The organism is Shewanella sp. N2AIL (assembly GCF_022690845.1).
In the GTDB taxonomy this organism is placed as follows: domain Bacteria; phylum Pseudomonadota; class Gammaproteobacteria; order Enterobacterales; family Shewanellaceae; genus Shewanella; species Shewanella baltica.
On record NZ_JALBYT010000011.1, the window covers coordinates 60,687 to 73,310 of the forward strand.

9 protein-coding genes are annotated in these 12,624 nt (G+C 47.8%); 7 read left to right on the forward strand and 2 right to left on the reverse strand.

Features of this window, described 5'->3' with window-relative positions:
* A complete protein-coding gene (locus tag MO387_RS08660; RefSeq protein WP_107946519.1) occupies positions 1 to 966 on the forward strand; it encodes a hypothetical protein in 966 nt (321 codons plus the stop codon).
* Here the strand turns inward: MO387_RS08660 and MO387_RS08665 are convergent.
* Together MO387_RS08665 and MO387_RS08670 are read right to left on the reverse strand one after the other, a co-directional pair.
* A complete protein-coding gene (locus MO387_RS08665; RefSeq protein WP_107946520.1) occupies positions 963 to 2,957 on the reverse strand; it encodes a diguanylate cyclase in 1,995 nt (664 codons plus the stop codon). The two genes, MO387_RS08660 and MO387_RS08665, sit on opposite strands and share 4 nt — an antisense overlap.
* Before the next feature lie 312 nt (positions 2,958 to 3,269).
* Entirely contained in the window at positions 3,270 to 4,085 is an 816-nt protein-coding gene (locus MO387_RS08670; protein WP_107946521.1) for a hypothetical protein, read from the reverse strand.
* Positions 4,086 to 4,438: 353 nt separating this feature from the next.
* Between MO387_RS08670 and MO387_RS08675 the strand changes: the two genes are divergently transcribed.
* The 6 genes from MO387_RS08675 to MO387_RS08700 all read left to right on the forward strand — a co-directional run bounded on the left by MO387_RS08675 (position 4,439) and on the right by MO387_RS08700 (position 12,553).
* A complete protein-coding gene (locus MO387_RS08675) occupies positions 4,439 to 6,469 on the forward strand; it encodes a TonB-dependent receptor (RefSeq protein ID WP_325050875.1) in 2,031 nt (676 codons plus the stop codon).
* A gap of 207 nt (positions 6,470 to 6,676) precedes the next feature.
* A complete protein-coding gene (locus MO387_RS08680; RefSeq protein ID WP_107950117.1) occupies positions 6,677 to 8,173 on the forward strand; it encodes an alkaline phosphatase in 1,497 nt (498 codons plus the stop codon).
* A 40-nt stretch (positions 8,174 to 8,213) separates the two neighbouring features.
* Positions 8,214 to 9,851, forward strand: coding sequence for an alkaline phosphatase (locus tag MO387_RS08685; protein WP_107946523.1), 1,638 nt, complete (start codon positions 8,214 to 8,216; stop codon positions 9,849 to 9,851).
* A gap of 171 nt (positions 9,852 to 10,022) precedes the next feature.
* Positions 10,023 to 10,751 carry a hypothetical protein gene (locus tag MO387_RS08690; RefSeq protein ID WP_107946524.1) on the forward strand — a complete coding sequence of 243 codons (729 nt, stop codon included), beginning with the start codon at positions 10,023 to 10,025 and terminating at the stop codon, positions 10,749 to 10,751.
* A gap of 115 nt (positions 10,752 to 10,866) precedes the next feature.
* Positions 10,867 to 11,709, forward strand: a complete 843-nt coding sequence (locus MO387_RS08695) for an AraC family transcriptional regulator (protein WP_107946525.1) — start codon at positions 10,867 to 10,869, stop codon at positions 11,707 to 11,709.
* A 136-nt stretch (positions 11,710 to 11,845) separates the two neighbouring features.
* A complete protein-coding gene (locus MO387_RS08700; RefSeq protein ID WP_107946526.1) occupies positions 11,846 to 12,553 on the forward strand; it encodes a LysE family transporter in 708 nt (235 codons plus the stop codon).
* Positions 12,554 to 12,624: the final 71 nt, after the last annotated feature.

Consider the following 12,624-nt stretch of genomic DNA (forward strand, 5'->3'; position numbering starts at 1 on the left):
ATGGAATTAGTCGATCGCTATATCGCCGCGGTGCAGCGTGAATTGCCCGAGAACAAACGTCAGGAAATTGGCCGTGAATTAAAAGCCAATATCTGCGACCAACTGGATGCCTTATCTGAACAAGGTGAATTGAGTGAATCGCAAATTGCCGATGTATTAAAGCAAATGGGTCATCCCTGTAAGGTCGCGCAGCAATTTGTACCGGCAGTGCCTATTATTGCCTCTGAGGATATTCCGCTGTTTAAACATACACTTTTCATGGTGTTGGGTGTCTTGTTTGTGTTGCAGGTGGTGGGCGGTACGACGCAATGGTTGGGCTCAACAGAGGGAAATCTATTCAGATTTATCCAGCATATCGTTAGTGGTTTTATCGGCGATGCCTGTCTAGCTTTTACTGCAATTGGCTTGTCTTTTTGGAGCTTTTCGGCTCAAGGAAAACCGCTGTCCGGCAGCAATTGCCAGAAATGGCAGCCGCAGAACCTACCAAAAGTCGGCCCAGGTTGGCAGCATATTAGTTTAAGTGATGTGTTTGCCGATCTGGCGACGTATCTCTTTCTCTTGCTGGTGATATGGTGTTCTATGTGGATGAGTAGCGAGCAATTAGCCGCACGCACTGTGATTTTTAGCGCCAATGCTCAGCAATTACTGCAATGGTTTAGCCCTATTATTTTGCTGTCTATGGGCAATAGTCTGTGGCAGTTACGCCGCCGAGTGTGGACCAGTGAATTGTTATTGGCAAATATGGGGATCAATCTTGCTTATGCCTCGTTCTTAGTCTTTCTGGCATTTAGCTCGCCACTATTACAAACCCAAGTACAGAGCCAAGGAACTGAATTACAGGGGATATTTACGTTACTGCAGCTAGATAAATGGCTCAGTTATAGTCTAGTGATTGCCGCTATGTTCCCCATCTATGAGGTGATTCGTGATGGATTGCGTTGGCGTAAACTCGCTAGTCAGACTTAGACTGAGTTTTGTCGTTGAATCTTATTGATTTTTTTCATCGAATACATGGCCTGATCTGCATGATTGATCAGGCTTTTTGCATCTGTGCCGTTTTCTGGATAAAGCGCCAAACCGACGCTGACGCCAATATGGATTTGATGACCATTGATAGTGTAGGGCGCGCAAATAGCTTGGGTTATCTTAGGGACCAGTTGGGCGATATTGTGGGTATTGGCAAGGCGTTCCAGCAAGATCACAAACTCATCGCCGCCTAGGCGAGTGGTGGTATCCATTTGCCGAGTACTTGAGCGTAGCCGCATCGCAACTTCTTGCAGTAATTTGTCGCCCACATCATGACCAAACGAATCATTCACTGGCTTAAAATTATCTAAGTCTAAAAATAACACCGCAAAAATGCTTTGAGTGCGTTGCGCATGCACTATGGCTTGTTCAAGTTTAGTGTGAAATAACACGCGATTAGGCAGATTCGTCAAGGCGTCGTGGTGGGCGATATGACGCAGATATTCTTCCTCTGCCTTACGTTCGGCAATGTCGGTAATCACAATGACAAAATGAGTCAGGCGGTCATGCTCATTTCGCACTGTATTGATGCGTACACTCAGCGGCAGTAAGTCGCCTGATTTAACCGTTTTTAATAATTCTCCCTGCCATTGCTCGCCTTGCTGCAACAGATTTCGCATGGCTTGGCGGGCGTCATCGTTATTGTGTCCATCATTGAGGAAGTCGTTGGCATCGCCGTGTAAATCCTGTTTGGTAAAACCTGTAACATGGGTAAAGGCTTGATTAATAGAGATAATGCTTAGCAGGGGATCGGTGATCATTATGCCGTCTGTGCTGGCATTAAAAACGGTTGCCGCGAGTCTGAGTTTATCTTCGGCCTGCTTACTGGCGGTGAGGTCCATAAAGTAGGCTACGCCTTCATGTTTGCTGCCATTCAAAAAGCTCGCCGCTAGCATCACTGGCACTAAGACGCCATTCTTGCTGATAAGTTGTTTTTCATATTGCTGGCAGCGGCCAAACTGTTCTAACTCTGTAATCGCAATGGCATCACGTGTTTCATATTCAGGCGGGGTAATTGAGCGCCAGTTGATTAAGCCTGAAGTTAAATCCGCACGGTCAAAATTGAGCATCTGGAGAAAATGATCATTGGCATCATGTATAGTGCCATCGAGTTGCCATGAAATGATCCCGATAGTGTCGGAGTTTTTCAGGCTAGTGAAGCGAGATTCGCTTATCTGTAACAGGCGCTCGGATCTGGCGATGTTACGAATGATCTGCCGACTGGCAAAGATCCCAATACTGATAAACAGCAATAGGGCACCAAGGCTAATTAACCAAGTCATTTGCTTGACCCAGCGCGCACCTTCACTGAGCACAGCTGAAAATTCAATTTCTAGGCTGAGCAATTCTTCATTGGCATCAATCAATTGCTGGCGATATTGTGCGAGAACTTCGGGCCTAGCACCAAGCTGATTGATTTCAATGCGCATATTTTCGGCGAGTTGCACCACAAACTCGAAGCGTTGATCGGCTAAGCCCCACAACTGAATGGCTTGCTGCATATAATGATTGGATTGAAAGTGTCGGAAAAACCAGATCATTGAGTCGGTATCCCGTTCGTCATTGAGGCCCTGAATAAAACCCTGTTTGGCGGCTTGTTCATCAATGGGTGTGGCGAGTAAGGCTTGTCTAGCTCGATGATCGCCTTCCATGACGCTCGTCGCGGCACGATAACGCTGAAAGTCCACATCATTTTGGGTGTGTGAATAGTGGTTGAGATAAAGTACCGCATCTTTTTGCGCCTTAGCCCATAAGCCTTCACCACGGACATAGGTGCGTACACCATCAAATATATTGCCTTGAATATACACTAGGGCGACGAGCGCGATGCAGATCCCTACGAACATGCTGATGATTAATAAAACCTTAGCAACGGTTGAACGAGTTCGTTGCCGTAACCTAGCGAAGGTGCGTGCGAACTGAGTCCCCATCCTTATGCTCCACGGCCAGCAAAGCAATACCACTTCAGAGTGGGCAGCTTAGGGAGAAGGGGTAAATCGATTTGTCTGCAATTTTTGAGGACTATTTTGCTATTCATCTGTTCCTTAGGTTGATTGTTCCACATGCTAAATCTAAATACCGTTTGGTTGTGGGTCAGCCTCTTTGTTGGTCAATACACTGCCAGTTCATTCATGTTCTGTCAGTTAAGCCATATATGTCAGCGACATACTTTAGATAACACTAAAACGCTTTGAAATTAAGTCAATGAAATAATTGAAACAAGATTGGCGATGCCGATTAAGTTATTGTGGGGCATCGCCATTATTCACTGCATCATTAAGTGATTTTTTTGCCTGCTGTTTATAGGTTTCAAATATGCCTTCTTGCTTCATCTGTTTTAACTCCCGAGCAAGATTAACGGCGAGTGCCGCGTGACGTTTATTTAAGTAACCATAGCTGGTGAGTTCTTCTAGGGTGGCAATCGCGCTGATCTCGCTACCTCGAAACTCTGGCGTTTGTAATAGATCTAATGAGCTTGCCTCTGTATCAATATAGATATCGATCCGGTCGCGGAGTATTTTACGAAAAGAGCTTACAGGGGATGAGGATTCAGTCAGGCGTTCCTTTGGAATGAGTCCTTTTAGCTTTTGTTCTGCGAGGAACACGCCTCGATAGTATTCGATCTTATATCGACTCTTTTGCAGTGCTTGCCAGTTAGTAATCTTGATGTTGGGATTATGTGCGAAGGCAATTAAACGGGTATCGACAACCGGTTCTTCGATGCGAATTAGGTTAGTAAATTTTTCACCATAATGAAATACGCGTCCCGGTTCACCATCCACTTTTCCTGAGTCAGCCATCATACTGGCGCGGACTGCGGGAACCACTTGATAGGCGAAGCCATAGCCTAAGCGTTCAAAGGCTTGGGTGTATATCAGCTCAGCCCATTTAAAGTAAAAGTTGTGTTTGGGGTCCTCATAAAACGCCATGGTAATAATAGGTTTAGCTGCAAGCGCCGTTGTAGTTTCTGCTGTGGATTTACAGATCGCAGGAACTGAGAAACAAAAGAATAGGACTATCACCCCCCAAAAAATGCGCATATTGCTCCGTCGCTGCATAGCCTGTCCCTAAACGTGTTGAGTTTTCTAGAGTATAGCTAGCCTAATAAATGGGTTCATTTTTATTCAAGTTAAATCACTCGTTTCCATGAACTCGCATCAATAGGACATTGAAATGTGATCTGCTGGCGGACATTTTGTCCTTTTGCCTTTAAAAATGTGCGATACAACACATAGAATTAACATTTTCCGGTATTTTGCTGTTTTTTTACTCATCAGAGTTTGAGCTCGATCGGCTTTTTCCGTGTGAATTAGGCGTTAAATCGGCGTCATCTATTACTTGTACTAGGAAATAAGGGATGAAGTCGGGACGTGAACTATCAGGAATGCGGTTATCAAAACTTTGGTTATCAATGGCATGGTTATTACCTCTCTGTAGTTTATCCAGCGTGGTTATGGCTGATGCGGCGACTGACAATATTGAACGCCTTGAGGTGCGCGGCAGGCAGATTAATACCTTAGGCCATAGCACCTCGGCATCTGAGGGGATAGTCGGCGCGGCTGAAATTGAGAGTCGACCACTATTGCGCACGGGGGAAATCCTTGAATTTGTGCCAGGTATGATAGTCACTCAGCACAGCGGCTCGGGTAAGGCGAATCAGTATTTTCTACGCGGCTTTAACTTGGACCATGGCACTGACTTTAATACCCGCGTCGACGGTATGCCGGTGAATATGCGCACCCATGGGCATGGTCAGGGTTATACCGATCTTAACTTTTTGATCCCAGAACTTATCGGTGAGATCCGTTATGCCAAAGGGGCTTATTATCCCGAGGTGGCCGATTTTTCCGGTGCGGGTGCCGCCCAATTGCTGCTGGCTGATCAATTGCCCCACAACCAAGTAGGTGTGACTTTGGGGGAATATGGTTACCAGCGGCTGGTGGCGACGCAGGAGTTAAACACGGATATAGGGCGGTTTATTCTTGGCGGTGAAGTACAAGCCTATGATGGTCCGTGGACGGATATCGATGAGGATGTGAGTAAGGTCAGTGTCGTCGGGCGTTATTTAACTCGGCTCGGTGAGGGTGACTTGAGCGTGACTATGATGGCCTACGACAACAGTTGGAATTCGGCGGATCAAATTCCCGCCCGTGCGGTAGACTCAGGATTAATCGATTTTTACGGCTCGTTAGATACAGACGTCGGCGGTGATTCAAGCCGCTATAGCATTTCAGCCAATTACGATGCGGGCGATTGGCAGGGGAATGTGTATGCCATTCGCTCGACCATGAATTTATTCTCTAATTTTACCTACTTCTTAAATGATCCCGTTAATGGCGATGAGTTTGAACAAGTCGATGAACGCACACTTTGGGGTGGCGATCTGAAACGCGACTGGCACACTTACCTTGGCGGCACTCAACTGAATTACAGTGTGGGTGGCGATGTGCGTTATGACGATATTGGCGCTGTGGGTTTGTATAGCACTCAGGCGCGACAAAGGTTGAATACCGTCAGGCTTGATGAAGTGCAAGAGTTGTCGAGCGGCATATTTGGCAAAGTGGAGTGGCTGCCCGCAGAGCAATGGCGCTTCAACCTTGGGCTGCGTTACGACTATTTCGATGTACAGGTCGACAGTGATAATCCGCTGAACAGTGGTGATGCGTCCGATGGCATGTTCAGTCTTAAGGCGGGCGCTTCCTATTTATGGAGCGATAATCTTGAGTTGTATGTGAATGCGGGCCAAGGATTGCATTCGAACGATGCCCGCGGTGCGACCATTAACGTCGATCCAGTGAGTGGCGATGGAGTCGAGAAAGTCGATCTGCTCGTGCGCTCCAATGGCGGTGAGTTTGGGGTGAAATATTATGATAGGGACTTTATCAATTTCTCTGCCGCGCTTTGGTATCTGCAATTAGATTCAGAACTCGTGTTTGTCGGCGATGCCGGTAACACTGAACCGAGTCGCGCATCTGAACGTTATGGCGCTGAATTAACGGCTTATTATTGGTTGAATGATGCCGTCAGTATCGATATGGAGTTGGCCTGGACCAATGCCAGATTCACTGAAAACGAGCTTGAAGAGGGCAAGTATATCGATGGTGCGGTTCCCTTTGTTGCCAGTGCGGGCATCACCTATCGACCCGACGGCGATGGTTTGTATTCGAGTGTACGGGTGCGCCACCTTGGTGAGCGGGTGCTCGACAGTTTTAATGAGCACAAGGCCGATGCGACCACATTAGTTAACCTTGCGCTAGGGTATGAGTTCCGCCGCTTTGACACTAAGCTTGAGCTACTCAATGTGTTCGATAGTAAAGATCACGACATAGATTACTTTTATGCCTCACGCTTACCCGGTGAAGCCGCCGAAGGGGTTGAAGATCAGCATTATCATCCCGTTGAGCCGCGTATGGTAAGAGTGAGCGTGAGTTACCATTTCTAAGATTACCCCTTCTTTTGATCAGTTTGGCCACCATGCTGGTGGTCAAACTTAACGTCTGGCATATTGTTAGTTGAAATAAATCTGACACTTAGCTGCAATAAAACCGCCATCTAAATCACGCTTATTCGTCACATAAATGCCTGAAAATCGGGTCGCCTCTACAGGGAATACCCTCATACACTCAATAATAAATCGGTGATGAACGTGATGAATATTAAACGGATCGCTGCAGCTATCTCCTGCAGCTTAATGACGGTTGTGGCCCACGCTGCAGTCCTGCCCGCAACGCAAACAGACAGCCAGTGGTTTAAAGACAGTGCGGCAAACGTGGTGGCTAAAGCTCAAGTTGACACTAAAAAAACCGCTAAAAATGTGATTTTATTTGTCGGTGACGGCATGAGTATTTCGACGCTCACGGCAGCCCGTATTCTGCAAGGGCAGGACAAAGCTGATAACCAAGGCGGCGAAGAAAACTTCTTAAGTTTCGAACAGTTCCCCCATACGGCGTTAGTGAAAACCTATAACACTAACCAACAAACGCCAGATTCTGCGGGCACTATGACGGCCATGGCGACAGGCGTTAAAACCAAGGCGGGTATTATTTCTATTTCAGATACCAGCTTACGTGGTAACTGTTTGTCTTCAAAAGGCAATGAACTTGTTTCTCTGGTCGACCTTGCTAATGCCAAAGGATTATCAACAGGCATAGTCACTACGGCGCGTTTAACCCACGCCACGCCAGCGGCAACCTATGCCAAATCACCTGAGCGCGATTGGGAAGGCGATTTCAACTTACCTGCCGAAGCGGTGGCGAACGGCTGTACTGACATCGCCAGCCAATTGGTGATGCGCGATGAAGCTAATGCGTTAACTGTGGCATTAGGTGGCGGTCGCAGCTACTTCTTACCGAAAGAAGTGACAGACGGTGAGAACAAAGCCGGTAAACGTAAAGACGGCAAAGACTTAACCAAAGCTTGGGTCGATAACTTCAGCAAATCTGCCTACGTGTGGGACAAAAAAGGCTTCGACGCCATTGATGCCGCCAACACAGATCACTTACTCGGCCTATTCAATCCATCGCACATGGAATACGAAGCAGACCGCGCCGATGACGTAGCTGGTGAGCCATCACTGACTGAAATGACCGCCAAATCCCTCGATATTTTGAAGAAGAACGATAAAGGCTACTTGCTGATCGTTGAATCTGGCCGTATCGACCATGGTCACCATGCGGGCAATGCGAGCCGTGCCCTGACCGATGCGGTTGAATTATCTAATGCAGTGAAAGCGGCAATGGATGCAACCAGCAGCGACGATACCTTGATCATGGTAACAGCGGACCACAGCCATGTGTTCACTATCGCAGGCTACCCAAAACGCGGTAACCCTATCTTAGGTTTAGTGCATAACGTCGATGGCACATTAGCGACAGCGAATGACAACAAGCCTTATACCACGCTGGCTTATACCAACGGCCCAGGTGCTGTGGTGGGTGTGCGTGACGACTTAACCTCAGTCGATACGCAAGATAAAGATTTTATGCAACAAGCGCTTATCCCAATGGAAAGTGAGACTCACGCCGGTGAAGACATCAGCCTACATGCCAGAGGTCCAGGTTCGAATCTGGTTCAGGGCGTGATTGAGCAGAACGTGATCTTCCACATTATCAACCAAGCGCAGCAGCTTGGCGGCACTAAGTACTAATCCCGAATTAGTTACTGAGTCCTCACTTTTGGAGCAAAAAATGAATAAGAAATTACTGGTAGTCGCGATTTCAGCCATGCTGGGTTTAGCCGCATGCGGTAGCGATGGTGATAATGGTGCCGCGGGCACTCCGGGTAGCAATGGATCAAATGGCTCGAACGGTAGCAACGGTAAAGACTGGACTGCTGTGAATCAGTGGTATGTCGATGCCCAAGCTCGCGTGACTAAAGCCGAAGGCTTAACGGTTAACAATGATGTGGGCGCCGCGAAAAACGTGATCCTGTTTGTGGGTGACGGTATGGGCGTATCGACCATAACCGCCGCACGTATTTTAGAAGGCCAGCTCAAAGGCAAAACGGGCGAAGAAAACTCCTTATCTTTCGAAACTTTGCCCTATGTGGGTCTTTCTAAAACCTATAACGTCGACGGCCAAACGCCGGATTCTGCAGGCACTATGTCGGCGATGATGACAGGTGTCAAAACCGATGTCGGTGTGATTTCACAGGCCGAAGGCGTAGTACGTGCTAACTGTGCTTCGACTAAAGATCAAAATCTGGTGACGTCACTCGAGCTTGCCGCAATGGCGGGAATGGCAACGGGTGTGGTAACAACGGCGCGTTTAACCCACGCAACCCCAGCGGCGACTTACGCCCATGTGCCAGAACGTGACTGGGAAGCCGATTCAAACCTACCAGCCGAAGCTGTGACTAATGGCTGTAAAGATATCGCCGCGCAAATGCTCGACTTTAACTACGGCAGCGGTCTTAACGTGATGATGGGTGGCGGTCGCCGTAGCTTTATTCCTAAGACGACCATTGATCCAGAAGGTAAAGCGGGTAAGCGTAACGATGGCCGCGACCTCACAACCGAGTGGATGAGCAAATACACTAACGCCGCTTACGTGCAAGACAGAGACGGTTTCCTCAGTGTGGATGCAGCAAGCACAGATCATTTGCTAGGCCTATTCAACTCATCGCATATGGAATACGACTACGACCGCACCGAAGCGGGCGTGACTGGCGAGCCATCACTGGCGGAAATGACCGCTAAGTCGATTGATATTCTGAAGAAAAACTCAAAAGGCTTCGTGCTGATTGTTGAAGCTGGCCGTATCGACCACGCTCACCATGCGGGTAATGCGGCGCGTGCGCTGTATGACACAGTGGCGTTGTCTGAAGCGGTACGTGTGGCGATGGAAAAAACCTCGGCCAACGATACCTTGTTAATGGTTACCGCGGATCACAGCCATGTGTTCACTATTGCAGGTTATCCAACCCGTGGTAACCCTATCCTAGGTTTAGTGAAGTCAAACGACGCCAATGGCGTTGCTGAAGTGACTAACTCTACCGATGCTAACGGTTTGCCATATACCACAGTCGGTTACGCTAACGGCATGGGCTATGCGTCATTAGCAACAGGTGGCGATGAGCGTTACAACTTCCCAGTGGACTCAGGACGTAAGGATTTGAACTTTGTTGATACCCAAAGCGCCGGATTCCACCAAGAAGCCCTAGTGCCATTAAGCGATGAAACCCATGCTGGGGAAGATGTGGCGATTTTCGCCCGCGGCCCAAGTTCGGATCTTATCCAAGGTACGGTTGAGCAGAACCACATTTTCCACGTGATGAATCGCGCGGCAAATTTAGTGGCTAAAGCTGAAGCGGCTGCCGTTAAGTAAGACCCGCTTAGTCTCTGCATCGTGAAGTAAGAAATAGTGCAGTAATAGCTAAGTAAAAGCAGTGCCTATGGATGGCATATGTCATCCATAGGCCTTTAGCCTAACGATTTAACATACCAAAGCGTTTACAAAAGCTTAAGTGTTTACCCTGTTCAGCAAGTGAGAAGTCTAATGAAAAACCGTCTATTGGCTCTAATGTTATCCAGCTTAGTTCTGCCAAGTGTTGCTATGGCAGCGCAAGAGGCTCAGTGTCCAACGCTACAAGCCGAGCATTTAAAGGCTCAATATCAAGTGACCAATGGCAAGGGCCAGCAATGGCAAATGACCCTCATCCGTAACGGACAAGACTTTATTATTCAGCGTGATGGATCAACATTTGAACAATGGTCGAACAATGGCGAGTACGTGCGTTATTTCCCCGCTGAAAAACGTTCTGTGACTTACCGCAAAGGTGACTTGCGCGCACTCAACATTCAGCACGATCGTGACCAGTTGTACCATGTAGTATCGCCCGCATTGCCGACCCATATGACCAAGACACATGCTAAACAAGAGGCGTGTTTTGCGACTCAAGGCTTTGAAGGTAAGGTTAACGGCTTGGAGAGTGAGCTGGTATGGATTGATGCCATCGGCCTGCCCGCTGAGTTTATCTTAGGTCAATCTCAACCGAATCTAGCCTACAAGCTGGTGGGCGTAGAGCCATTTGCTAGCGATGCTTTTGTGGTATTAACCCAAGATTATCAAGATATTGATTTTGCCGATGTCGGCGACAGTGAGTCCGATCCCTTTATCGCTAAGATGATCAACCAAGGCTTTATCGAGCATGGCAGCAGCGGTTTTTACAACAGCGAAGGCCAAGCGATTGAAGCCCAAGGCGGACACGGCAGTCATTCGCATTAACCATATGGCTGCAATAATTTACTATTCCCGCGCTGACAATGAAGGCTAGAATGAACCTTAGTGGATTTGAGTTTCCCCAGTTTTTATGCTGATTTATAGGTAATAGCCGCGAGCGATGAGCACAGCAACACCGATTGAAAACATTAACTATTGGCGTCATCCCAGCTTATCAGGCATAGAACTGAGTCAGGCGGAATTCACGCATTTCAGCTTTGATAAACATGTGCATCTGGATTACCACTTAGGTGTGGTCACCCAAGGTGCGCAGCAGTTTGTGAATAAGGGCAGTCGTTACCAACTCGGTCAGCACAGTCTATCGACCTTAAATCCCGACGAAACCCACGATGGCCAGAGCCGCGATGCCGACGGTTATCGGGTGAAAGTCATGTCTATCCCCGTGGAATACATGAATGAAGTCAGCCAAGAACTGGGCTTGAAGGAGCACTTTTTCAGCGCGCCTATGGTGGATGACCCAACGCTTTATCAATATTTTATTCAGCTACACGAGCTATTGATCCAAGGCCAATGCAGTGCGCTCGCTGGCGAGTCCCACTTACTGAACTTTATTCATCTGCTGCTGGAGCGTTACCCAAGCGGCGTTTCATCTGGCATATCTAAACCGAATCAACAGCTGGGGTTATCTAAGTTACAGGTGAGCTTAGTCAAGCAGCGAATTCACGATGAGCCTTGGCATAATACTCAGCTTGAAACCTTAGCCAATGAAGTGAGCTTAAGTAAGTTTCAGTTTTTACGGCAATTTAAACAGGCAACAGGGATGACACCCCATGCGTATCTCAAGCGGGTGCGTTTAGAGTTGGCGAAAAAATCCTTAAGCCATGGCGCTCTAGTGGCGGATGTGGCGCAGCAATTCGGATTTTTCGACCAGAGCCATTTAAATAAAGCCTTTAAGCAGGCATTCCTATTATCGCCGGTGCAATTTCAGCGGCGCATGCTCTAGTTTTTCCGTCTTTCGACGACTGCCGATTCGAATAAAACAGAATCGTGCAATTTATTACAATTCAGCCCGGCGACAAATGGCCATACTGGCCGCCTCAGTTATCGTTTATTACTTTTTCTTGCGGAGCCGCATCTCTATGGATTTATCTTTATTACTCACCTTGGCCGTGATCCACACGGTTGCCTTGATCAGCCCCGGACCCGATTTCGCTATTATGGTGAAGATTGCCACTCAGCAGCCTAGGGGCACGGCAATTGCCGCCGCCGTGGGGATTTCAATGGCCATTTTAGCCCACACGATTTTGAGCCTAACTGGCGTGAGTCTACTCATTAAGAGTTCGCACACTCTGTATTTATTGGTGCAAATCGTAGGCGCGTCTTACCTAGCTTGGATGGGATTTGGTGCCCTGCGTGCAGGCCTTGCGATACTGGCTAAACGTAAAGTGAGTGCCAGTACAAATGCTGGGACAAAGGTTGATGCTCTTTCTGCTGACGTTGAAGGCGCGGCGTCTATTGCTGGTGGCTTAGGTGGACCTATGTCGCGCAGGCAAGGCTTTTTGACTGGGCTTTATACCAATCTATTGAATCCCAAAGCATTGGTGTTTTTCTTAACCCTGTTTTCGGCCTTGATTACTCCAAGCGTTACCACAAGCACTAAAATCGCTGCCGCTATCTTGTTGTTATCGCTGTCGCTAGCATGGTTTGGCTTTGTGGCTGTGATGTTATCTAAGGCGCAGGTGCAACTTAAATTGCAGCGACTGACACCGATTATCGATGCAATTATTGGGGTTATCTTTATGTCGGTCGCGCTGGCGATTTACGCTAACCTGTTGCTGACGGTTTAGTCAGGCATTGCGTCAATCAGCTTAGGTTTTTGTCCTGTGTACTTATGTTATTCTTGGTTTTTGGTCTCAGC